At 36.0% G+C, this 22635-nt stretch carries 23 protein-coding genes; 14 read left to right on the plus strand and 9 right to left on the minus strand.

The window, feature by feature from the left end; genetic code table 11:
• The first annotated feature begins 118 nt into the window (after nucleotides 1-118).
• Nucleotides 119-898: a glutamate dehydrogenase gene (locus J0871_RS03075; RefSeq protein ID WP_075325223.1), complete on the plus strand. Its 780-nt coding sequence runs from the start codon at nucleotides 119-121 to the stop codon at nucleotides 896-898.
• Here the strand turns inward: J0871_RS03075 and pncA are convergent.
• Genes pncA through J0871_RS03095 form a run of 4 tightly spaced genes read right to left on the minus strand, consistent with a single transcriptional unit; the run spans nucleotide 885 to nucleotide 4058 of the window.
• Entirely contained in the window at nucleotides 885-1496 is a 612-nt protein-coding gene (gene pncA, locus J0871_RS03080) for a bifunctional nicotinamidase/pyrazinamidase (RefSeq protein WP_208223337.1), read from the minus strand. The genes J0871_RS03075 and pncA overlap by 14 nt on opposite strands.
• 2 nt (nucleotides 1497-1498) lie before the next feature.
• Entirely contained in the window at nucleotides 1499-2902 is a 1404-nt protein-coding gene (locus tag J0871_RS03085; protein ID WP_208223338.1) for a nicotinate phosphoribosyltransferase, read from the minus strand.
• Nucleotides 2903-2914: 12 nt separating this feature from the next.
• Nucleotides 2915-3442, minus strand: a complete 528-nt coding sequence (locus tag J0871_RS03090) for a macro domain-containing protein (protein ID WP_208223339.1) — start codon at nucleotides 3440-3442, stop codon at nucleotides 2915-2917.
• A 52-nt stretch (nucleotides 3443-3494) separates the two neighbouring features.
• Nucleotides 3495-4058 (minus strand): PAS domain-containing protein, encoded by a 564-nt coding sequence (locus tag J0871_RS03095; protein ID WP_208223340.1) that lies wholly within the window; start codon nucleotides 4056-4058, stop codon nucleotides 3495-3497.
• Nucleotides 4059-4380: 322 nt separating this feature from the next.
• On the opposite strand from J0871_RS03095, the gene J0871_RS03100 reads away from it, so the two are divergent.
• The 4 genes from J0871_RS03100 to J0871_RS03115 all read left to right on the plus strand — a co-directional run bounded on the left by J0871_RS03100 (nucleotide 4381) and on the right by J0871_RS03115 (nucleotide 7362).
• Nucleotides 4381-4968 carry a HupE/UreJ family protein gene (locus tag J0871_RS03100; RefSeq protein WP_075325227.1) on the plus strand — a complete coding sequence of 196 codons (588 nt, stop codon included), beginning with the start codon at nucleotides 4381-4383 and terminating at the stop codon, nucleotides 4966-4968.
• 64 nt (nucleotides 4969-5032) lie between these two features.
• Complete coding sequence (locus tag J0871_RS03105; protein ID WP_208223341.1) at nucleotides 5033-5464, plus strand: dCMP deaminase family protein; 432 nt, start codon at nucleotides 5033-5035, stop codon at nucleotides 5462-5464.
• The gene (locus J0871_RS03110; protein ID WP_208223342.1) at nucleotides 5461-7047 is read left to right on the plus strand and encodes a S41 family peptidase; all 1587 of its coding nucleotides are present in this window, start codon (nucleotides 5461-5463) and stop codon (nucleotides 7045-7047) included. Before J0871_RS03105 ends, J0871_RS03110 begins: the two co-directional genes overlap by 4 nt.
• A gap of 12 nt (nucleotides 7048-7059) precedes the next feature.
• A complete protein-coding gene (locus J0871_RS03115; RefSeq protein ID WP_208223344.1) occupies nucleotides 7060-7362 on the plus strand; it encodes a hypothetical protein in 303 nt (100 codons plus the stop codon).
• On the opposite strand, the gene J0871_RS03120 is transcribed toward J0871_RS03115, so the two are convergent.
• Genes J0871_RS03120 through J0871_RS03130 form a run of 3 tightly spaced genes read right to left on the minus strand, consistent with a single transcriptional unit; the run spans nucleotide 7357 to nucleotide 8739 of the window.
• Nucleotides 7357-7962, minus strand: a complete 606-nt coding sequence (locus J0871_RS03120) for an FAD-dependent oxidoreductase (RefSeq protein ID WP_208223346.1) — start codon at nucleotides 7960-7962, stop codon at nucleotides 7357-7359. The genes J0871_RS03115 and J0871_RS03120 overlap by 6 nt on opposite strands.
• 1 nt (nucleotide 7963) lies before the next feature.
• Nucleotides 7964-8161: a hypothetical protein gene (locus tag J0871_RS03125; protein ID WP_208223348.1), complete on the minus strand. Its 198-nt coding sequence runs from the start codon at nucleotides 8159-8161 to the stop codon at nucleotides 7964-7966.
• Nucleotides 8158-8739 carry a MarC family protein gene (locus J0871_RS03130; protein ID WP_075325233.1) on the minus strand — a complete coding sequence of 194 codons (582 nt, stop codon included), beginning with the start codon at nucleotides 8737-8739 and terminating at the stop codon, nucleotides 8158-8160. Before J0871_RS03130 ends, J0871_RS03125 begins: the two co-directional genes overlap by 4 nt.
• Before the next feature lie 324 nt (nucleotides 8740-9063).
• On the opposite strand from J0871_RS03130, the gene J0871_RS03135 reads away from it, so the two are divergent.
• The 7 genes from J0871_RS03135 (at nucleotide 9064) to J0871_RS03165 (ending at nucleotide 15422) form a co-directional block, all read left to right on the plus strand.
• Entirely contained in the window at nucleotides 9064-9720 is a 657-nt protein-coding gene (locus J0871_RS03135) for a hypothetical protein (protein WP_208223350.1), read from the plus strand.
• A 154-nt stretch (nucleotides 9721-9874) separates the two neighbouring features.
• On the plus strand, nucleotides 9875-10438 hold the full coding sequence (locus J0871_RS03140; RefSeq protein WP_075325235.1) for a DUF3109 family protein: 564 nt from the start codon (nucleotides 9875-9877) through the stop codon (nucleotides 10436-10438).
• A gap of 302 nt (nucleotides 10439-10740) precedes the next feature.
• Complete coding sequence (locus tag J0871_RS03145) at nucleotides 10741-11562, plus strand: DUF4412 domain-containing protein (protein ID WP_208223352.1); 822 nt, start codon at nucleotides 10741-10743, stop codon at nucleotides 11560-11562.
• A gap of 11 nt (nucleotides 11563-11573) precedes the next feature.
• Entirely contained in the window at nucleotides 11574-11930 is a 357-nt protein-coding gene (locus J0871_RS03150) for a hypothetical protein (RefSeq protein ID WP_208223354.1), read from the plus strand.
• 3 nt (nucleotides 11931-11933) lie between these two features.
• Nucleotides 11934-12671, plus strand: a complete 738-nt coding sequence (locus tag J0871_RS03155) for a hypothetical protein (RefSeq protein WP_208223356.1) — start codon at nucleotides 11934-11936, stop codon at nucleotides 12669-12671.
• Between the two features lie 249 nt (nucleotides 12672-12920).
• On the plus strand, nucleotides 12921-13853 hold the full coding sequence (locus J0871_RS03160) for a ribonucleotide-diphosphate reductase subunit beta (protein WP_208223358.1): 933 nt from the start codon (nucleotides 12921-12923) through the stop codon (nucleotides 13851-13853).
• Nucleotides 13854-14075: 222 nt separating this feature from the next.
• Nucleotides 14076-15422 carry a deoxyguanosinetriphosphate triphosphohydrolase gene (locus J0871_RS03165; RefSeq protein ID WP_208223919.1) on the plus strand — a complete coding sequence of 449 codons (1347 nt, stop codon included), beginning with the start codon at nucleotides 14076-14078 and terminating at the stop codon, nucleotides 15420-15422.
• Nucleotides 15423-15451: 29 nt separating this feature from the next.
• On the opposite strand, the gene J0871_RS03170 is transcribed toward J0871_RS03165, so the two are convergent.
• Both J0871_RS03170 and dxs read right to left on the minus strand, forming a co-directional pair.
• On the minus strand, nucleotides 15452-16474 hold the full coding sequence (locus J0871_RS03170; RefSeq protein WP_208223360.1) for a DUF3078 domain-containing protein: 1023 nt from the start codon (nucleotides 16472-16474) through the stop codon (nucleotides 15452-15454).
• Between the two features lie 31 nt (nucleotides 16475-16505).
• The gene (gene dxs / locus J0871_RS03175) at nucleotides 16506-18284 is read right to left on the minus strand and encodes a 1-deoxy-D-xylulose-5-phosphate synthase (protein WP_208223362.1); all 1779 of its coding nucleotides are present in this window, start codon (nucleotides 18282-18284) and stop codon (nucleotides 16506-16508) included.
• A gap of 97 nt (nucleotides 18285-18381) precedes the next feature.
• Between dxs and J0871_RS03180 the strand changes: the two genes are divergently transcribed.
• Nucleotides 18382-18831, plus strand: coding sequence for a nucleoside deaminase (locus J0871_RS03180; RefSeq protein ID WP_208223364.1), 450 nt, complete (start codon nucleotides 18382-18384; stop codon nucleotides 18829-18831).
• An 89-nt stretch (nucleotides 18832-18920) separates the two neighbouring features.
• Nucleotides 18921-22544 (plus strand): metallophosphatase, encoded by a 3624-nt coding sequence (locus J0871_RS03185; protein ID WP_243870375.1) that lies wholly within the window; start codon nucleotides 18921-18923, stop codon nucleotides 22542-22544.
• Nucleotides 22545-22635 lie beyond the last annotated feature (91 nt).

Genomic DNA, 22635 nt, shown 5'->3' on the forward strand with positions numbered 1-22635 from the left:
TTTATCTTTTCATATAAAATTAACGTCTTACTTTCAGCGTTTTATAGAGCGAATATTTTATCTAATTTTTTGTTAAAGTAGTTTTTATATATTTGTTGCATCCCCCCAAGCCGGTACTATGCATAATTGCAAGATATTTATAGCTCTTTTAGTTTTTACATTATTCTTTCAGGGAAAGAGTTATGCCCAGTTTGGTATTGCACACGAAATTGGTGTTAAGGCCGGTCCAGCTTCATTTTTTACCGATTACGGGGAACGGTGGAATGTTAGAAACAACCTTAATAATGCGGGCTACGGCATTGGGATATCCCATTATATGAACTTTGCCTATAAAACCGACTGTCACTACTCACAGGCGGCTTCTTTTTTCACCAATCATTTTAGAATAAGAAATGAACTGGATTATTTTTACTCTAAATTAGAACATTATGGCCCCGTAGCCAGCAAACCAACGCTTGGTGGACAATTATTACGCGCTATGCACGGGGAAAGTGAAATTATTGAAGGGGGAATTCATTTGGAATATCACCCTTTTCGAATTCGTGATTTTACACATTCGGGTTATATGTTTTCTCCTTATATAAGCCTGGGCGGCCATTTTGTTTCTTATAAAGCTGATGCCTATTCAGATTTAGGTTCTTTGCAAAATCCTAAAAATGTTTTCCCAACTTTTATTGGCGGAATGGATTTTGACCGTGGCAGCACTTATTCTATAATTGGCGGACTTGGTTTACGCTACCGCCTTGGATTTAGGCACGATCTTTTAATTGAAGCCCGCGGACAATATTATGGAAGCGACTGGCTTGACGGATTAAATATTGACGCGCCTCAAAATAAATTCAACGATTATATTTTTTGGGTAAATGTTGGCTATGTTTATTATATCAACTTTCAATAGCATTTGAAGAAATAATTCTACCACCCAATTCTTTTAATTCTACTTTAGCTTTTTCAAAATTTTCCACGTTTAACGCGCGTGTAGCATCCTCTATTATGGTCGCTTTAAAACCTTCTTTAATTGCATCTTTAGCGGTAAAATGCACACAAATTTCAGCAGCAAGTCCGCAGAAATAAAGGTCTTCTGCATTTTTTTCTTTTAAATACCCCGAAAGTCCAGTGGATTTTAAATGCTGATTATCGTAAAAAGCGCTGTAGCTGTCTATTTCTGGATTGGTGCCTTTTCTAAAAATAGCTTCAATTTTTGAAGTTTTTAAATCCTTATGAAATTCGGCGCCATCGGTATTTTGCACACAATGCTCTGGCCACATTACCTGTTCTATTCCGTTAAGATCAATAGTTTCAAACTCTTTTTTTCCTTTGTGGCTACTGGCAAAACTGGCGTGGCCGTTTGGATGCCAATCCTGGGAAGCAATTATCAAATCAAAATTTTCCTGAATTTTATTGATCACCGGGATAATTTCATCACCATTCGGTACAGCAAGGGAGCCACCTGGCATAAAATCGTTTTGAGGATCTATAATAATCAAAGTTTTCATAACTAATTTTTAAAAGATGCTATTAATTTATCACGTTCGGCTTTTAATGCTTCACTAATTCCCACTTTATATATATGCGGATTATTAAAACGCTTATACTCTATAGAAAGTTCTGCCAGACGGTTTTTACTATATTCTGCAATTTCCTGAAGCGATTTCTTTTCCAGTTTATTCTTCCCGTTTTCCATAACCGGTTTCAACAATGCTTCTTTTTCTAAACCATCAACTTTCATTTGTTTATAAGGCTCAAAAGGATGAATCATATTTTTAATATTTTCTTCTTCAAAAAGAGTGACCAAATCTCCACCCACGCAGTTGCCTTCAGTATCTCTTAAACGATATACCTGTTTTTTATGCGGAAGCGTAACCTTTACAATACTTTCTGAAATTTTGATTCTTGGTTTTCCGTTGGAATAAGCCAGTTTGTAAACTCCGTCTAAAGCGGCATCTGGACTTCCAATAACAAGATTGGTTCCCACACCAAAAACATCTATCCTGGCGCCCTGTTCCAGCAAACTTTTTATCACATTTTCTTCTAATTGATTGGAAGCTGCAATTTTCACGTAATCGAGTCCGGCCTCGTCCAGCATTTTTCTGCTTTGTTTGGAGAGATAAGCTAAATCTCCACTATCAAGCCTAATAGCCATCAATTTTTCGCCGCGATCTTCCATTTCCTTGGCGACTGTAATCGCGTTAGGCACACCACTTTTAAGCGTATCGTAAGTATCTACCAGCAGAACACAGTCTTTTGGTCTACCCTCAGCAAAATCCCTAAATGCGGTGATTTCATCATCATAACTCTGAATAAAAGAATGCGCCATGGTTCCCGAAACCGGAATATTAAAATCTCTTCCTGCAATTACATTACTGGTCCCGTTAAAACCGCCAATAATTGCGGCACGAGTGGCATAATAACCCCCGGGTCCCTGCGCTCTTCTTAAACCAAAATCCAGTAAAGTTCTTTCTCCTGAAACCAGTTTAATTCGGCTGGCTTTAGTAGCTATTAAAGTTTGAAAATTGAGTAAATTAAGTAGGATGGTTTCAATAATTTGCGCTTCAATAATATTGGCTTCTACCTGCAAAATAGGCCGTGTGGGAAAAACCACGTCCCCTTCCTGAACTGAATAAATATTACCGTGGAATTTAAAATCTTTGAGATATTGCAGAAAATCATCATCAAAATCCTGTTTTTTAAGGTACTCCAGGTCTTTATCGTTGAATTTTAAATTTTCAATGATCTTCAGTAAATCCTGAAGTCCGGCAAAAATCGCGTACCCACCGTTATAAGGAAGTTTTCTGAAATAATAATCAAAAATTGCGGTATGGTCTTTTTGGCCCTTTTTAAAATACACCTGTGACATCGCCAGTTGATACTGATCGGTATAAGTAGCGGAGAAATCTAGCATAGCTTGGTTGGTTTACATTTCAGCAAGCATAGTTTCGTAAATTTCGAGATCTGCTTCACTGAATAGCACAAATTTAAGCTTTTGCAAGTGTTTAAGTTTAGGGATTTCGGCTAAAATTGTATTAAAACTGATCTTTGTTGCTTCTTTTATAGGGTAACCAAAAGCGCCGGTAGAAATTGCAGGAAAAGCAACAGACTTTACTTTCTTCTCTTCTGCTCGTTTTAAAACATTTTTATAGCAGTTTTCCAGCAGCTTATTTTCAGATTTATCTTTACCGTAAACCGGCCCTAAACAATGAATTACATACTTATTGGGTAAATTATAAGCGCCGGTAATTACTGCTTCACCGGGAGCGATAGGTGCAAGTGGTTTGCATTCTTCATAAAGTTTTGGGCCGGCAGCACGATGAATTGCCCCTGCCACGCCGCCTCCTGTGGTGAGTTGTGCATTGGCAGCATTTACCACAGCTTCCACATTGGGTAGATTAGCTATATCTCCTTGAAAAACTTCAATTTCAATATTCTGGATGGTTTTTTTCATAACTCTGATTTCTTATTCAGAAATTACAAAAATTTAATAAAAGACGAAAGGTTTAGGCCTGCCGCTCCAGGGCTAAATAATGAGTGATTCTGTCATTTATCAAGGGAATAACGCTAATCTCGCACTTATAAGGAGTTTTATCTTTTTTATAGTTTACCAAAACTTCAGTAAAAGGTTCATCTCGTGATAATTTGTGTTTAATTCGGTTTAAAACAGCCCTATCGGTTTCTTTTCCCTGTAAAAAATGGGGTGTTTTATTTATCGCAAATTTGCTGCTATAACCAGTCATATCGGTAAAACCTTCACTCACCCACTGGATTTTGGCTTCCTGATTTGTTAAAACCAAAGCATCAAAAGATTTGTTTTGAAATACTTCTTTCCAGTTGTTTTTCCAGTCAAATTTTTTGGCTAATTTTTTAAACGACTTAATTGCTTTTTCCTGTTTTAAATTCAATAGTTGTTCTGCAAAATGCTCGTTATAAATATCCCAGCTGCGAAGAGGCATCACCTTAATATCAGAAACAGTAATTTCGTCTTCAATTTCTTCATATTCTTCCTGGCTTAAAGAGGAAAGATAAATATCAAGACACTGCATATTCATTAGATTCTTCTTCATAGTCTTTTTTTTAGCTGTGAACAAATTCAGGTTTTATTTCGCAATCTATTTAACAAACAAAACTACCTAAAATCTTATTCAACACTCTTTAAATCAACGTTAATGTTGAGTTTTTAGAAGAAATACCTCAACAATTAACAAACGTCTATTTTCCTTATTTCATAAAAAAAACAGGAAGTGATAATTTTCTAAAAAAATCATCTCAAAAAACGGCTCATGTAATGCCATTTTATAACGCATTTGGGCTTAAAACTAAGAGCCGCAAAAGCTTTTGCAATATTCTGAATAAGTTGTACTTTCGGGTTTTTCTAATATTTTTGATATGTCCCAATTCTGGCTGTACTTTAGATTAGGTCTGGAACACGTTCTTGACTGGCAGGCTTACGACCATATTTTATTTCTTATTGTACTTGTTGCCGCTTATACCTTTAGCAGCTGGAAACGAATTCTATGGCTGGTAACCCTATTTACCATTGGCCACACTTTAGCTTTATTTCTTTCGGTTTACGAAATTGTAAAAGTAGATTCAGCCTGGGTAGAATTGTTAATTCCTATTACAATTATTCTCACAGCTCTCTACAATATTATCACAGCAAGTAAAAAAGAACGTAATAAAAATCATAATCCGTTATATTTTACAACGGTTTTCTTCGGCTTAATTCATGGACTTGGATTTTCTTCATATTTTAAAATGGTAGCTTCAAATACCGAAAGCAAATTTCTACCACTTTTAGAATTCGCACTTGGTATAGAAGCTGCGCAGGTTATTGTAGTTATTGCTGTAATAATTCTTGGTTTTATTGCCCAAAATATCTTCTCGGTTTCCAAAAGGGACTGGATCTTAGTAACTTCAGCCATAGTAATTGGTATTATTTTACCAATTCTCCAGGAAAATTTTCAGGCTATTTAATAAATTAGTGAATTAAAAATAAGGCGAAATATTTCGTCTAAAAAAGCCGGATTATAGCGCTAATATGGATAAGAAAAAACAATTAAAGTACGATAAGGCATATTTGAGAATTGCCCGCGAATGGAGTAAATTATCGCATTGTAAAAGAAAGCAGGTTGGCGCAGTTATTGTAAAAGATAGAATGATAATTTCTGATGGTTACAACGGCACTCCAACAGGATTTGAAAATTATTGTGAAGATGACGAAGGTTACACAAAATGGTACGTGCTTCACGCTGAAGCCAATGCTATTTTAAAAGTTGCAGGATCTACGCAATCCTGTAATGGGGCAACACTTTATATCACAATGTCTCCCTGTAAAGAATGCAGTAAATTAATTCACCAGGCAGGAATTACCAGGTTGGTTTATCATATAGATTATAAAGATAATTCCGGACTGGATTTTCTTGAAAAAGCAGGAGTCACCCTTGAACAAATTAACGATTTAGAAGGTTGAATACCAGGCAAAAAATATTAATTCCTATTCTTCTTGCTACAGCTTGCGCCGCCGGCGTTTTGCTGGGCGGAAAACTGGATTTTTCTTCTTCTGATGCCCTTTTTTCTTCAAACCCTAAAAAACAAAAACTCAACCGACTTATAGACTACATAGACTATGAGTATGTAGACGATGTAAATACTGATAGTATTGTAGATATTACGGTAAATAGAATCCTGGAAAATCTTGATCCGCATTCGGTGTATATTCCAAAAGAGGAATATGCCGGCGTAATAGAAAATATGCAGGGCGACTTTGTAGGCATTGGAGTTAGTTTTTATAATGTTAACGATACCGTAGTGGTAATACAGGCCCTGGAAGGCGGGCCCAGTGAAAAAATAGGAATTCGCGGTGGCGACCGTATTTTATATGCCGATGGCACTCCCCTTTTTAATAAAGATATTACTAACGATTCGCTTACAAAACACCTAAAAGGGGAAGAAGATTCTCGCGTAACACTTAAAGTTAAAAGAAAAGGAATCAAAGATTTACTCACCTTTAAAGTGAAACGTGGTCGCGTACCTTTAAAAAGTGTAGATGCTGCTTATATGTTATCGCCAGATTTAGGTTATATTAAAGTGAACAGATTTTCTGAAACTACCTATAAAGAATTTCAAAACGCCTTGAAAAAGCTCAAGAAAGAAGGCGCTAATCAAATAGCCCTAGACCTTAGAGACAATCCTGGCGGTTATCTTTCAGAAGCGATTAAGATTGTAGATGAATTCCTGGAAGACGATAAATTAATTCTTTACACCAAAAATAAAAGCGGCTCGGTTGAAGAAACTTTTTCCCGAAGAAAAGGTCTTTTAGAGAATGGAGATCTTTTTGTTCTTATTAATGAAAATTCAGCTTCGGCAAGTGAAGTTGTGGCCGGCGCACTACAGGATAACGACCGTGGTACCATTGTAGGTCGCAGGTCTTACGGTAAAGGCCTTGTGCAACGTGAAATGGATTTGGGCGATGGCAGCGCGGTAAGATTAACCATTGCACGATATTACACCCCAACGGGCCGTTCTATACAAAAGCCATATGATAACGGTAATGAGAGTTATTTTAAAGATTATATGCGACGCTATAAAAATGGGGAGCTCAATAGCGCCGACAGCATAAATGTAGATGATTCACTTAGGTATGAAACACCTAAAGGAAAAGTGGTTTATGGCGGTGGAGGGATAATTCCCGATGTGTTTATTCCGCAAGACAGTGATAATGAAAGAAACAATATAAAGCTTCTTTTACACGGCGGGTATATGAGCCGGTTTATATTTAATGTCCTCGAAGAAAACCGTACTTTTTACAATAATGTAAAGCGGGAAGAGTTTGATGAAAAAGTTACAATCTCTAACGAAATGGTGCAGGATTTTGTAAGATTTGTTGGGAATGGAAATATTAGGCTTAATGTAAATAACCATACCACTTTATTAAAGCAGTATCTAAAAGCGGTAATTGCCCAACAGCTCTACGGCACCACGGCTTTTGAAAAACTAATTAACGAAAATGATCCTGCCATTGAGAAAATTCTTGAATTATCGCAAAAAAATTAATAGCTTGCATGCGTGAGTGCGAATCATGAAAACTTTATAATTTTTTTAACCGTTTCCCCGCTATTTTTCTTCATAATTGCGGTGAGTTTCCGGCTTTTAGATAATAGCGCACTTCTCTTTTTACAAAAAGATATTCTGGTTACTTCTGCAAACGTTTCGGTTACTTCTATTAAAAATCAGATTAAAAAAACTCAGGATAAAGAATTCAAAGAGAAATTAAGGCTTGCCCTTTTTTATAGAAGATTGCATCGTACCTGCTTAATTCTAATGCTACTTTCTATTCCTTTAATGGTTACCGGCTATTTTATGCTATAAAAGCTTATCGTGTACTTTAGTATGCTCTCCTTTCCATACACTTAAAATATCTGTAGCTACACTTGCACCACTACCACAGGCTATAGAAAATTGACTGCGCCAACCAGCTAGACTACCGGCTACATACAATCCCGGTTTTACTAAATGATCTTCATTTTTTAACTGAATACGATCTTTAGAAGCTTTAGCTTTTTTATGCGGAATAACTTCCTCTTCCAAACCTTTAATTCTAAAAGGACTGGTGTAACCTGTTGCAAGCACTACATTTTCGGCTTCGTATGTATTTTTGTTGGTAATTACACTGAAACCTTCAGTTATATGAATAATCTCTTTTACTTTTTCTTTCGCTAATTGTTCAATTTCAGGATATTGTTCTTCCAAATGTAGAATTCCTTCTGTTAGAATTTGTTGTCCTGAAGTTCCCGGCACAACCCCCAAAACATTATTTAAGAGCGCCGAATTTAAATGCGAAGCTTTTTGGTGTGTAAGCAAGGCTACCTTTTTATTGGTAATAATATTATTTTGCAGTGCAGATCCTAAGATAAGTGCGCAAGACATTCCTGCTGCGCCACCGCCAATAATAAGAACATCAAATTTCATATTAAAAATTATGCTTTTTCGCAATACTTCTGGAGGTTAATAAAATCCCCATAAGAATAATTACGCAAAGGCTTCCAACAATAACCAGTACAGCGGTTGCGCTATCGCCTTTTAAAAGATCATCAAAATTTAAAACAGTTGCGCTGTAACCAATTATGACTACAGCTAAAAAAATTACGGTATAAATAAATAACTTCATGAAAATAAACTCTGAATGTTTGTGGCGAATAATTTTACGGCAATAGCCAGCAAAATTACGCCGAATACTTTTCTAATTACACTAATTCCCTGGCTACCTAAAACTTTCTCCATTTTGGTAGACGATTTTAGTACCACGTATACAAAGATAATATTGATAAGTATAGCTACAATGATATTTACCGTTTCATATTCTGCTTGCAGCGAAACCAGGGTAGTAAGTGTACCTGCACCAGCAATTAAGGGAAACGCAAGCGGAACTACAGAAGCGGTTTCGGGTTCATCGTCTTTATAAAGTGTAATTCCTAAAATCATTTCCAGAGCCAGGAAGAACAAGATAAACGCTCCTGCCACGGCAAATGAGTTTACATCTATCCCAATTAAATTCAAAATCTCCTTTCCAACAAACAAGAAGACAATCATAATAATACCTGCGACCACCGAAGCTTTTTCACTTTGAATATGGCCTACTTTTCTTCTCAGGTCTATAATAATAGGGATACTTCCAATAATATCAATTACCGCAAAAAGAATCATTCCGGCGGTAAAAATTTGTTTTGCATCGAGTAATTTCCACATAACTCACTTTTTGAAAAATTTTGCGCAAAATTAATTTTTAAAAACACAGCATCAAGGAATTAACAGGTAAAATTTTTATTAAAATTGAGGCACACTTTTATAGTGATTTCAACCTAGATTAATTTCAACTTAAAGGGCTAAATATTTTCGATAATATTTGCCAAAAAATACCCATAATCAGGTATTTGAAGCATATTCAAATTAAAATATTTTTACCCTTCCCCACACCCCATTTTCTTAATTCAAGTACTTTTTTTTTTAAGAAATAAGAAGATATTCTTTTAGGTATTTTATGTGAAATTTTTAAATCCACGAATTTTAAAGATGAAAAGAAGTTTAAATATTCTAATTGTATGTGTAGTTATGTTCGGTTTTGCAAATCTCCACGCACAGGAAGCTATTTCTTTAAATGAAAATTCAGCAAAAGAAAAAAAGCTTAGACCAATAAGAATTGGCGCCAAAATTGGCTTTCCCACTATTATTGGTGGAAACCTTGAATATGTCACGCCACTTCTTAATGAAAAATTAGCGGTTAGTGTAGATTATTCTAATATAAAGTCTGATTGGCTCGTTGGAGAAGAGCAAGTGGACGCATCTAATAACGACGAACTTAATTACACCTACATAGAAGGCGGATTAAATTATTATTTTTTTAAACCCGGCAGAGGTTTATATGGAGGCTTAAGCTATGGCAATATTAATATTAAAGGAACTGTTCACTATGAAGATTCCAGGGATATTTTAGATGCTTCTCACGGTTCAATGAATATTAAGTTGGGTGCAAAACTAGGTGGTTTATTCTATTTTAGACCCGAAGTAGGTTACTCTTTCTCCTCTTTACCAGACCATGTAGAAGCCACAAAGGTGTATAACGATGGCAGCAGGGAAACTATAAATTTTGAATTTGATTCTGAAGTGAAACCCTATAATTTACTATTTTCTGGGCTCATAGCGAACATAGGGATAGGTTTTGCCTTTTAAAAATTTTGGCTTTTTCATTCATAAAACCGAATTTTTTAATTTTGACTATCTATTTTTTGAAATTATCGCTGAAAAATTTCAGGTTGAAAAAATCATAATAGAAATTTTAGGTAAAACTTTCTAAATCAAACAAGTTAAATTTATATTTGCGGCTATGTTTCAAATAGGAAAAACCATAGTTTCAGAAGAGATCTTAACCAAAGATTTTGTGTGTAACCTTTCAGCCTGCAAAGGTGCTTGCTGTGTAGACGGCGATGCCGGGGCACCGGTAACACCAGAAGAACGCCAAATTCTAGACGAAATTTATCCTAAAGTAAAACCTTATTTGAGACAAAAAGGGATAGATGCCATAGAAAAACAAGGTACCTATATCACCACCGATCTTGACGAAATTGAAACTCCGTTAATAGATGGTGCCGATTGTGCCTACGTTACTTTTGATGATAACGGTATTGCACTCTGCGGAATTGAAGAAGCCTACAACCAGGGGGATATTGATTTTAAAAAACCTATTTCCTGCCACTTATACCCAATTAGGATCCAGGAATACTCAGAATTTTCTGCGGTAAATTATCATAAATGGCAAATTTGTGATGATGCCTGCAGTTTGGGTGCCGAACTTCAGGTACCGGTTTATAAATTCACCAAAGACGCACTTATTAGAAAATTTGGCGAAGATTGGTACAATCAACTGGAAGCAGCTGCTAAAGACCTTTAAATACTGGAATTACTTCTTATCCATTTGATTGGCAGGATATTATTTTAAATATTCTAAAAGATTTCGTATATTCAATTTTTGAATTTCACCCCTAATTTATCCGGTGCTCACCCTCTAAACCGGTATTTAGTTATTCCCCTACATTTTTAAATTTTCGCCCCTAACCCTAAGCATTTACTCGATAATCGAGATTTAAATGCTCCGAGGCCTGCCTCGAAAATTAAACAATGGTTTTAATGAATGCCTTGGGCCTGGTTCAAGGTAGTTTAGTTACAATTTATTGATAACCTAAAATTTATATTATGAAAAAACTTATTCTATTAGGGTGCTCTCTTTTATTATGTGTTTCTACTACAGAGGCCCAATTTTTAAAGAAATTAAAAGAAAAAGTAGAAAAAAAAGTTGAACATGCAGTTACTGAAAATATTTCTAATAAAGCTGCAAATGAAGCTAACAAGTCTCTCAACAAAATGTGGGAAACCGATCTTAAAAATAGCCCTATCCCAATGGGTGCTAACCGGGTAGATGTTAGTGAAGTTCCGCAATCTTACGATTTTAACTGGGAGTACCAGTTAAATATGGAAACTAAAGATGGCAATGTAGATATGACCTATCTTCTTAAAGAAGATGCACCCTATTTTGGAATGCGGGTGCCGCAAGCCGAAGGTATGTTTATGGTGCTGGATATGGATAGGAAACTTACCGTTATGTACCTCTCTTCAGATGACACTAACTTTATTACCGCCAGTAAAATAAACCTTAACAATACTGAAGAAGAAACTAATCCTTACGAAAATTCAGAATTAAAGAAAATTGGCACAAAAAATATTCTGGGGTATGAATGCCAGGGCTATGAAACCGAAACAGAAGAACACAAGTTTACTTTTTACCTCACCCGGGAAGCTCCTATTAGTTTTGCCAACATGTATAGTGACGAAAAAAGCAATATTCCAAAAAGATGGAATGCAGACTGGCTGGAAGATGGCGATGCTTTAATGATGGAAATGATAATGATAGACAAAAATAATAGCGATCATAATACCACTATGCGTTGTACCGGCCTTGAGAAAAAATCTTTTTCAATAAATAAAGAAAATTATGCTGCCCTGGGCGCATCTAAATAATATATAAGATTATGGAGAATTCAAACACACACCAATCCAACGAAGCGAAAAGTACTTTTGACCCTAAAACCATAGCTATTATTGCCTATTTAACCATTATTGGGCTGGTGGTAGCCTTTGTTTTAAATAACGATAAAAAAGACGAATTTGCAGCATTCCACATTAAACAATCCCTGGGATTGGTAATACTTAGTTTAGGGCTTTTTATTATTGGAATGATCCCAATATTGGGATGGATTCTTAGTTTTCTCGGTTCAATATTCCTGTTGTATTTATGGATAATGGGGCTTATAAATGCTATTAATCATAAAACAAAACCGGTACCAATACTTGGGCATCAGTTTGAGAAATGGTTTGCTAATATTTAAAAAATGAAAACTTTAATTATAAACTTAATAGTCTGTTTTCTGTTTAGTTTTAATGCGCTTTCTCAAAATCTAATTGAAACTAAGGTAGAAAACTGGGAATATGGTAGTGCCAAAATTGGAGTGCTGGATTTTATTTCAGGTAGCGTCCAGGAATTTGGTGTTATAGACAAAAATGGAAATCTAACGATTGAATTGCAACCAAATTTTCTTCAGAAAATGAAAACACAAATGGAGAAAGAACAGGAAAAATCTCCAGAAGGTTGGCAGGCATCTTTAAAAACCGTTTCCGGAACTTTCTCATGCCTATCTGGTGGTTTATCATATAATAATGGAGAAACCAACTTAAGTAGTTTACCAAAACAGCTTGTGGTGTTTAAAGCAAAGAAAGAAATTTTGGGTTTACTTATGCCCGCCTCCAAAAAAGCTATTGCCGATTATTTCTTTACTTACGGTGAAGAAAATAGCGGTACCGGGAAGTACTTAGAATGGACATATCTTGACGAACCGGCTACTGTAAAAGGCACCTGCATTAATACGACATTCACCCAGGCGCAAAATGAAAGTTTTAAAGCTTCAGAAAATTATTCTTTAGAGCTAAAAAAAGGATGGAATCTTATTGAATACCATATTACTGAAGTTTTTGAAGATTCTTCAGGAAAAATTTATCCTAAAACTACAGAGATACAACAAATTGAAAATACCCCTTCAGAAATTAACTGGTATTTTTCTTCAGAAAAGTAAGATTGTAAATTTACGCCCCCAATAGTAATCTATATGGGGGTTTTAACGTTTGTTTTATTTCATACTTTTCAACATATATAAATCATATTTCTTACGATATTAGCCATATCAGGCTATACAAACTACTAATTATTAGTTTTTTGTGTTGAAAACTTTATAAAAATATTAAACAAAGCATATTAGCAGAATGAGAATTTTTTCTAATATTTGTTGCCAATCCAATAAATAAACGGTAACACCCCCACTTAAATGAGTAAACAGGAGCCCTTGCTACGGGATAACAAAGACAGATTTGTAATATTTCCTGTGAAACACAACGATATTTGGGATGCCTATAAAGCTATTGAAGCTAATTTTTGGACTGCGGGACAAATAGATATTCAAAAAGATTTATTATCCTGGGAAGAATTAAATGGAGAGAAACGCCTGTTTCTTAATAAAGTTCTTGGTTTAATTCTTTCTGCCGAAAGAAACCTAAGCAGTTTAACCAAAAAAATTAGCAATAAGATTAATCTTCCTGAGGCTAGATCCTTTCTGGATTTACAACTGGTTATGGAAAATACACATACCGAAGCCTATAGTATGTGTTTAAATTCCTTTTTTAATACAACTCAACAAGAAGATGTTTTTAAAGACATTCAAAAAATACCTGCTACATCAGCCAGGGAAGAATGGATAAAAAAATGGTCTAATAGCAGCTCTTTTGCCGAAAAATTAGTAGCTCTAGCTACTGCAAAAAGTATTTTTTCCTATAGTAGTTTTGCTACTATTTTCTGGATAAAAAATTGCGGTTTAATACCGGGGCTTTGCTATACCTATGAGCTTATTTACCGCGATAAAGCCTTACACAGGGATTTTGCAGTTCAACTTTTTAGAGATCACCTTTTAGAAGAAATTTCAGACAAAAAAATACAGCAAATTATTGGTGAAGCAGTGGCTATAGAAAAAGAGTTTATTGCTGACTTTCTTCCTTTAGATTTAATTGACCTAAAAATTAAATCTTTAACCGAATATCTTGAGTACGAAAGCAAAAGATTGTTTACCGATTTAATGCTGAATAAAAACTTAAAAGAGGAAAAAATTGCTAAAGAAAATCTAGTAAATAAGAGAGCACAAGATTACTCCCAAATTAACAAAACAGATAAAGAGTTTAATAAAATCAGTAAAAAAACTGATTTGTAAAAACTGGAACTGGCGCCATGCTCCCCAATATGACGCTGTTTCAGTTTTTTTAAACTACCGCCCCCCGGTTTATTTTTTCTTCAATTCTAGATTTTAATGCCGAATTTAAATTATTCTGGTAAGTCTTTTCAGTAGAACCACGCTCATGCGTCCAATATTCCTAAGCTTTTTCTATTTTTGAACCTACATTACAAATTCAATTTTTTATAGCATTAAATTATGATGAACTGGGAGCAACTTCTTTCCTTAAAACGCTTTGGAGATACCAATAAACGCTTACGTAAAGAGCAAAACGAAACCCGACTTGGTTTTGAGGTAGATTACGACCGAATTATTTTTTCTTCGGCTTTTAGAAGTTTGCAGGATAAAACCCAGGTAATTCCGCTTTCCAAAACCGACTTTGTACATACCCGGCTTACGCATAGTTTAGAAGTTTCTGTAGTGGGGCGATCTTTAGGTAGACTGGCAGGACAAAAAATTCTGGAGAAACATCCTCAACTTGAAAAAACCCATGCTTACAAAATGAATGATTTTGGTGCTATTGTGGCCGCTGCTGCCCTGGCTCACGATATTGGGAATCCCCCTTTTGGGCATTCAGGAGAAAAAGCTATTGGGGAATATTTTAGCCACGGTAATGGAAAACGTTTTAAAGATGAACTTTCTCCAAAAGAATACCAGGATCTTATAAAATTTGAAGGGAACGCCAACGGCTTTAAAATCCTTACTCAAAATAAACCGGGAATCTCTGGTGGTCTCCGACTTTCTTACGCTACTTTGGGAGCTTTTATAAAATATCCTAAAGAATCTTTACCGCATAAACCCTCACAAAATATAGCGGACAAGAAATTTGGGTTTTTCCAGACAGAAAAAGAGATTTTTGAAGAGGTTGCAAGCGAATTAGGCTTAATTAAAACCGGAAAAGACGGCGATATAAGTTACTACCGCCATCCCCTCGCGTTTCTGGTGGAAGCAGCCGATGATATTTGCTATACCATTATAGATTTTGAAGACGGGATAAATCTTGGTCTAATTGATGAAGATTATGCGTTGGAATATCTTATAAAACTAGTAAAAGACAATATAAATACCGGCAAATACAACAGTCTTACAAATACGGCAGATAGGTTAAGTTACTTAAGAGCCCTGGCTATAAATACCTTAATTACTGAAGCGGTAGAAACCTTCTTAAAAAATGAAGATGCAATTCTTTCAGGAAATTTTCATCAGGGATTATTAGATAAGAGTAAATACGAAGCGCAAATAGACGATATTATTAAAATTAGTATTGAAAGAATCTACCAGAGTGAAGAGGTAATAAGTAAAGAAATTGCGGGATATAAAATGCTTTCCCACCTTTTAGATACTTATACCGAAGCCTTACTTCCGCAGAAGGCCGAAGAAAATTCTAATTTTAATAAACTGGTTTTAAAATCGGTTCCAAATTTAGCTTATCTCCAGGATGAAAATTCGGTTTATAGGCGTTTATTGGAAATTTGTTCACATACCGCTTCGTTGACTGATGGATTTACCGTTGCTTCTTTTGAGAAATATAAAGGAATTAAATTATAAGAAAATGCCGGCTTAGACAGCCGGCATCTTTAAAATTCGTAGACAAGGCCCACGCCCAGCATTTGCTTAAATTGTACCCTGGGCCCGGTAGTTTCAAGCTCCCCGTCGCCATTAATATCTTCTTTAAATTTTACATCGTCATCGTAGCGTAAATGGGAACCCACATTGGCTTTTATAAAATCGTTTACTTTTAAATTCACATTTAACTGCCACTCCACATCAATATTCCCAAATTTATTGAGATAATCTGAATACAGGCTTAATTGATTATCCAGTTCAACATTTTCAAAAACTTCTTTAGAAAAATCACTTGTAACCAGAAAACCAAATTCAGTTCTCACATTTTCGCCTTTTTCAACAATATTGCCCAGCGTATCTCTAACTGCCCCCGTAACACCAAACATCCCTTCGTTAGCCAATCTTTGGTCAAGAACAAAAGTAGATTTTTGCGTTACCGGTGAAATATATACCGTAAGATCTTCTACAGGATCTGAATACTCTGTACCAATACCCAAAAACAAGTAACCGGGAGCCATAAATTTTGAAATAGGACTATCGGTATCAGGATATTTATATCCATTGGTAAATTGAGTATTAAAGTTGAATTTTGCCGAATAGAACCAATTGGAAACCGAATCTTTTCTATAACCAAAAGATGAATTTAAACGTAACTCATCTTCTGTTTTTCTAAGTTTCTGGCCCTCTTGAGAGTTTATACCATAGCGCACTGTGGCCCGGTTTCGCCAATTAAGATCATCTTTTTTATAATTGCGCTCTAAATTACCGTGAACCAGAGCAGAAATGGAATTATTTCCACCGGCATTCCAGTTAATAAAAGCAACCTCGCTTAAGTTTACCCCAACTTCATTCTTTTCTGTCCAAAACGTTACTATTACAGAATCTACTTCGGTGGTATCCTGTACCACTTTAATAGAATCTGAAGGTTTTATAGTATCGTTATAAATGTCAAAATAATAATCTGAAATTGAATTGTTGGCGGTGGTGGTTAAGTAAACGAAGCAAGCTACAAGACATAAGACTTTGGTTTTCATTAGTTAATTTAGATTTTTCGGAATGGCAAAATTAAAGATTTTGAAGAAGAGACACTACTTCTTCCCTAATATATTCAACGCTAATTTTCGCAATTTCTTGTAATTCGTCTATATTTCCTTGCTCAATAAAATTATCTGGCAAACCTAAATTCCTAATTTTAGCTTTATAATCGTGTTTTGCTGCAAATTCTAAAATCGCACTACCAAAGCCGCCTACCACAGTTCCATCTTCAATAGTAATAAAGGCTTCGTATTTCCTAAAAAGAACGTGCAATAATTCTTCATCTAGCGGTTTTACAAAGCGCATATCAAAATGCCCAATTTTTTCTGTTTTAATACTTTCTATGGCTTTGGCTGCATTCTGTGCCATATTTCCAATACTTAAAACCGCAATTTTATCACCTTCTTTCAGGCTCTTGGCTTTTCCAATTGTTATTTCCTCAAAAGGAGTTTCCCAGTTTGTTTTAACGCCCCTACCTCTTGGGTATCTTATGGCCATTGGAAGTTTTAAATCTAGCTGGGCGGTGTAAAGCAGGTTTCTAAGCTCTGTTTCATCGCTGGGCGCGGCAATTATAATATTTGGAATACATCTTAGATAAGCGATATCAAAAACGCCGTGATGTGTTGCCCCATCCTCCCCAACCAGTCCTGCCCTATCCAGGCAAAAAACTACCGGCAGTTTCTGAATGGCCACATCGTGAATAACCTGGTCGTAGGCGCGCTGTAAAAAAGTAGAGTAAATAGCGCAAAAAACTTTAAAACCCTGGGTAGCCATCCCTGCAGAGAGTGTTACTGCGTGTTGTTCAGCTATGCCAACATCAAAGGCCCTTTCTGGAAAAGCCTGCATCATGAATTTTAAAGAACTTCCTGTAGGCATGGCAGGAGTAATTCCTATAATTTTATCGTTCTTTTTTGCTAATTCTACCAAGGTGAGACCAAAAACATCCTGGTATTTTAAAGGAAGCCCTGCCGTATCGTATGGCAAAAGCTCCCCGGTATCTGGTCTAAATTTCCCGGGTGCGTGATATTTTACCTGGTCTTCTTCAGCCTTTTTTAAACCTTTACCCTTAGTAGTAATTACGTGAAGGAATTTGGGACCTTCAATTTGTTTCATTTGTTTAAAAACTTCAAGCAATCCAGCAATATCGTGGCCATCTACCGGCCCAAAATATTTAAAATTAAGCGCTTCAATAATATTACTTTGTTTAGGTTTGTAACCTACCCGCGCTTTTGTTAAGTATTGTTTTAAAGCTCCAACGCTGGGGTCTATTCCAATAGCGTTATCGTTGAGCACCACCAGTAAATTTGCTTTTGTTACTCCCGCATGATTTAAACCTTCAAAAGCCATCCCGCTGGCAATAGAAGCATCTCCCACCACAGCAATATGATGTTTACTGAATTCTCCCTTTAAATTTGAAGCAATCGCCATTCCGAGGGCCGCAGAGATCGCGGTAGAAGAATGCCCAACCCCAAAAGTATCATATTCGCTTTCTTCCCTTTTAGGGAATCCGCTAATACCGTTTAATCTTCTGTTAGTATGAAAATTCTCACGTCTACCCGTTAAAATTTTATGGCCGTAAGCCTGGTGACCAACATCCCAAACCAATAAATCTTTAGGAGTATTAAACACATAATGCAGAGCTATCGTCAATTCTACCACGCCAAGGCTGGCACCAAGGTGGCCTTCTTTAGTTGCAACTATATCTATTATAAATTTCCTGAGCGCTGCTGAAACTTCCTGTAACTTTTCAGCCGGGAGCTTCCGCAGGTCTTCAGGGGAGTTTATATCTTCTAAAATATTAAGATTCATAGTACGCAAAGTTAAGCTATGAAAAGTTATTTCTTACAAGGATTTCATCATAAGCTAATTTTATAATTTTTATCTTTCCGCAGAAAAGATTATTTACATGTTGCAGCCTTTTAACGATGAATATTTTATGAAAAAAGCCCTGGAAGAAGCCCAAAAAGCTTTTGAAAGGGGCGAAATTCCTGTTGGGGTTGTAGTTGTAATAAATAACCAAATTATAGCTCGCGGACATAATTTAACCGAAACCCTCAACGATGTTACCGCGCATGCCGAAATGCAGGCAATAACCGCTGCTGCAAGTTTTTTGGGCGGAAAATATTTAAAAGATTGCACTATGTACGTAAGCCTGGAACCCTGCCAAATGTGTGCTGGTGCTTTATATTGGAGCCAAATTTCAAAACTTATTTTCGCTGCGAAAGATGAGCAACGTGGCTACCGAAAAACCGGGGTAAAGCTACATCCAAAAACCCAGGTAAAATCTGGTATTCTTGCAGATGAAGCTTCCGCATTATTAAAGCGTTTTTTTATTGAGAAACGAAATTTGAATTAATTCCTTGCTTAACCAAAGTTAAAGACTTGCTAAAGACAAGTGTTATAATGCGTTAAAAGCTATTGTTAAGTGGCTTTTTTTCCAAAAATTTGAAGCTTGATCAAATTAAAATTGTTAACGCATCTATGGGGAATATTAATACCATTTATAAATTCGTCTTTTTATTTATAGCTTCTGTTATCTCGGCTACCGCACAGGTTTCTCCAGGTGCTGAGGAGTCTAAAACCCTGGAACACACCTTTTATGTTGCCGGTAATATTGGAAATGATCTTACAGGTGAAGGTCTTAGAATTTTAAATACTATTGTAGAGGCTTCAAAAAATGATGATAATGCTTCCTTATTAATTCCTGGAAATTTTCTTCCACAGAAAGGATATGAAAAAGAAGGGGAACGCGAGAATCAACAGGATTTTTTAAAAAATAACCTATTAGATGCGGTTCAGGAATTTAACGGTAAAGTGATATTTACTCCAGGCCGTAACGAATGGACCAAAGGTGGACAAAATAGAATAGATGATCTGGAGTCTTTTCTTCAGGATAACCAATCTAACATAGAAGTTTGGCCAGATGATGGTTGCCCAATTGAACAGGAAGATATTACCGATGATCTAATTCTTATTACCGTAGATACCCAGTGGTATTTAGAAGATTGGGACGACCATCCCAATATGAACTCTAAATGCGATATAAAAACAAGAGAACGCTTTTTTGCTGAATTTAAGGATGATATAAAAGATGCCCATGGTAAGACCATTTTGGTGTCTCTACAGCATCCGGTAATGAGTAATTCAAAAAGATCTTTCTTTGAAAAAATTGGAGGTTTTTCAGCACAGGATTACCAAAGCAAAGAACAAAGTTATTTAAGAGGCCGCCTGGAGACCCTTGCCAGCCAGTTTGATAATGTAATTTTTCTTTCAGGCCTGGACAGAAATCTTCAGTATTTAGAAGATGACGGCATTCCGCAAATAATAAGCGGAAGCACGGGAAAACCCCAAAAACTTAGTATTAGAAAAGAAAATGAGCATTTTGGAAGCAACAAAAGCGGTTATGCTAAAATAAAAGCTTATAAAAATAATGAAACGCTTATTGAATTTTTCAACATTGAAAATTCAGACCAGCCCATTTTTAGCAAAACGCTTAAAAGCGACGAACCAAACTGGAGCGAGATTGATTTTAAAACCAAAGAACAAATTGGTGACACCGTAAGCGCTTCTATATATACCGAAGAAGAAACCGATAAATCTGGCCTTTATAAAAGCCTAATTGGTGATTTTTATAGAGAAGTGTATAGTAAAAAAATAAAAGCCCCCGTGCTGTTCCTGGACACCCTGGAAGGGAACCTGCAACCTTTAAAAGAAGGCGGTGGTATGCAATCCCGCTCCCTTAGGTTTATTGCCGATGATAAAAATGAATTTACTATTCGTGCATTAAGAAAAAGCGCTACCAGGTTTTTACAGGCCACCACTATTAAAGACCATTATATTAAAGATTATATTGAAAATACCGTGGCCCAACGCTATGCGATGGATCTTTTTACCAGTGCACACCCTTACGCCCGTTACTCTTTGAAACACATTAATGATTTACTGGATATTTATGCAGGAAAACCGGAAATCTTCTATATTCCTAAACAAAAAGCCTTAGGACTTAATAATGATGAATATGGCGATGAACTTTACATGTTTGAAGCCCACGTAGGAGATGAAAATAAAGAATTTGAAAGATTTGGTTCGCCCGAAGATATTATAAGTACTCGTGATCTTCTTGAGGAAATGAGAAAATCTAAAAACATCAGGACAGATGAGAAAGAGTTTATAAAAAACAGGCTGGTAGATATGTTAATTGGCGACTGGGACAGGCACTTCGATCAATGGCGATGGGCATTACACACCCAGGAAGATAGCACAAAACTCTACAAACCTATACCCCGTGACCGCGATTTTGCCTTTCCAAATTATGATGGCTTTATTCCAGATCTGGTAAAATTAGGATTGCCACTGGTTAGAAAAATGGAAACTTATGATGCCAATGTAGATAATGTAAAATGGTTTAATTTATCGGGTTACCCTTTAGACCAGCGTTTATTAAAAACCTTAACCTGGGAAGACTGGAAAAAACAGGTAGAGTTTATTCAATCCCGACTTAGCGATAATGAAATTGAGACTGCTTTTAAAGCTTTACCAGAAGAAGCTCAGGATGAAACTATTGAAAACATTAAAAGAAGCCTAAAAGCGAGAAGAGATAATTTAGATGATATCGCCAAACGCTATTATAATTATTTGCAGGAGTTTCAAATTCTCACAGGAACCGAAGAAGATGATACTTTTAGCATTGAAAGAAAAGACAATGGTCTTACCGAGATTATAATGATTAATGAAGACGGAAAAGAAGTCTTTAGAAACACTTATAATTCAGAAATTACCGATGAAATTTGGATCTATGGATTTGATGGCGACGATACCTTTAAAACTTTAGGAAAAGGGAATAATCTTGTAGAAATTAAAGTAGTTGGTGGGGAAGAAAACGATATTTACAATTTTCAGAATACCAAAAAAATTAAATTATTCGATCATAAAAGCAAAGAAAACACGATCATCAATTCTGCTTCCAGAAAATGGTTGGTAGACGATTACGAGATAAACACTTTTAACCCCGATAAACGAAAAAGAAGTGAGAATAAAATTATGCCGCAAGTAGATTATAATGGCGACGAAGGGCTTTCTTTAGGCATTAAAGATACTTACACCACTTACGGGCTCACCAATAATCCTTTTAATACACAACATACTTTTGATGCTGCTTATTATTTTGCCACTAACGGTTTTGAAGTAGGATATCAGGGAGAATTTGCACATATATTCTATAACTGGAACCTGGGAATTTCAGCTCGCTATACCAGTCCTAATTTTGCTGTAAATTATTTTGGAGAAGGTATAAATTCCGAAAATCAACGTGATACCTTTGGAAGAGATTACAACCGGGTTCGTATTGAGCAATGGGAAATTGCACCTTCCCTAATTTGGCGTGGAAATTCAGGTGGAAGCTTTTATATAAAGCCAATGATCCAATCTAAGGAAGTATCTTATGATGAAGAACGATTTATAGCAGATGCCTTTTCTGAAGAAAATGATATTTTTGACCAACAACTTTATGCAGGTGGGGAATTAAATTATCATTATGAAAACCGGGATAATCCTGCATATCCATCCCGCGGATTTGAAGCTGATATCACCACAGGTTATAAAACCAATATTGACGGTCACAATAACGAATTTGCTTATGTAAGTCCGTGGCTGGCTATAGATTATCCGTTGCACGAAAGCGGAATTGCAGTTTTAGCTACCAAAGTTGGTGGTAAAGCCATCTTTGGTGATAATTATGAATATTATGATGGTGCTATCCTTGGTGGAAATGAAAATCTGAGGGCCTATCGTTGGGAACGTTTCAACGGGAAACAATCTTTCTACCACTCTACCGATCTTAGGGTTGGAATAAGCCGCTTCAAAACTAATTTTATTCCCCTGCAAATTGGAGTAAGTGCCGGCTTTGATTACGGCCGGGTATGGGCAGAAGATTCAACTTCAGATAAATGGCGAAACAACTATGGCGGCTCAATCTGGATTAATGGCTTTAATGCTTTTACAGCGAACACAGGCTATTATTACGGTGACGATGGCGGAAGATTAACCTTTACTTTTGGATTTAAATTCTAAATTCCCGTGTTGAAATCCACACACCTGTGGAAACATTACTGTAGAAGTTCACAGTATTCAAATTTAAAAGTATTGTTAACTTGAAAACATT

Origin of the sequence: Salegentibacter sp. BDJ18, assembly GCF_017579965.1 — a bacterium.
Classification (GTDB): domain Bacteria; phylum Bacteroidota; class Bacteroidia; order Flavobacteriales; family Flavobacteriaceae; genus Salegentibacter.

Excerpts from the sequence above, each read along its gene's own strand:
- J0871_RS03155 (WP_208223356.1), top strand. The coding sequence starts at position 11,934 with ATGAAAACTTTAATTATAAACTTAATAGTCTGTTTTCTGTTTAGTTTT.
- J0871_RS03180 (WP_208223364.1), top strand. The coding sequence starts at position 18,382 with ATGTTGCAGCCTTTTAACGATGAATATTTTATGAAAAAAGCCCTGGAA.
- dxs (WP_208223362.1), bottom strand. The coding sequence starts at position 18,284 with ATGAATCTTAATATTTTAGAAGATATAAACTCCCCTGAAGACCTGCGG.
- J0871_RS03150 (WP_208223354.1), top strand. The coding sequence starts at position 11,574 with ATGGAGAATTCAAACACACACCAATCCAACGAAGCGAAAAGTACTTTT.
- J0871_RS03165 (WP_208223919.1), top strand. The coding sequence starts at position 14,076 with ATGAACTGGGAGCAACTTCTTTCCTTAAAACGCTTTGGAGATACCAAT.
- J0871_RS03135 (WP_208223350.1), top strand. The coding sequence starts at position 9,064 with ATGAAAAGAAGTTTAAATATTCTAATTGTATGTGTAGTTATGTTCGGT.
- J0871_RS03140 (WP_075325235.1), top strand. The coding sequence starts at position 9,875 with ATGTTTCAAATAGGAAAAACCATAGTTTCAGAAGAGATCTTAACCAAA.
- J0871_RS03095 (WP_208223340.1), bottom strand. The coding sequence starts at position 4,058 with ATGAAGAAGAATCTAATGAATATGCAGTGTCTTGATATTTATCTTTCC.
- J0871_RS03090 (WP_208223339.1), bottom strand. The coding sequence starts at position 3,442 with ATGAAAAAAACCATCCAGAATATTGAAATTGAAGTTTTTCAAGGAGAT.
- J0871_RS03085 (WP_208223338.1), bottom strand. The coding sequence starts at position 2,902 with ATGCTAGATTTCTCCGCTACTTATACCGATCAGTATCAACTGGCGATG.
- J0871_RS03100 (WP_075325227.1), top strand. The coding sequence starts at position 4,381 with ATGTCCCAATTCTGGCTGTACTTTAGATTAGGTCTGGAACACGTTCTT.
- J0871_RS03120 (WP_208223346.1), bottom strand. The coding sequence starts at position 7,962 with ATGAAATTTGATGTTCTTATTATTGGCGGTGGCGCAGCAGGAATGTCT.
- J0871_RS03075 (WP_075325223.1), top strand. The coding sequence starts at position 119 with ATGCATAATTGCAAGATATTTATAGCTCTTTTAGTTTTTACATTATTC.
- J0871_RS03105 (WP_208223341.1), top strand. The coding sequence starts at position 5,033 with ATGGATAAGAAAAAACAATTAAAGTACGATAAGGCATATTTGAGAATT.
- J0871_RS03125 (WP_208223348.1), bottom strand. The coding sequence starts at position 8,161 with ATGAAGTTATTTATTTATACCGTAATTTTTTTAGCTGTAGTCATAATT.
- J0871_RS03160 (WP_208223358.1), top strand. The coding sequence starts at position 12,921 with ATGAGTAAACAGGAGCCCTTGCTACGGGATAACAAAGACAGATTTGTA.
- J0871_RS03130 (WP_075325233.1), bottom strand. The coding sequence starts at position 8,739 with ATGTGGAAATTACTCGATGCAAAACAAATTTTTACCGCCGGAATGATT.
- J0871_RS03145 (WP_208223352.1), top strand. The coding sequence starts at position 10,741 with ATGAAAAAACTTATTCTATTAGGGTGCTCTCTTTTATTATGTGTTTCT.
- J0871_RS03170 (WP_208223360.1), bottom strand. The coding sequence starts at position 16,474 with ATGAAAACCAAAGTCTTATGTCTTGTAGCTTGCTTCGTTTACTTAACC.
- pncA (WP_208223337.1), bottom strand. The coding sequence starts at position 1,496 with ATGAAAACTTTGATTATTATAGATCCTCAAAACGATTTTATGCCAGGT.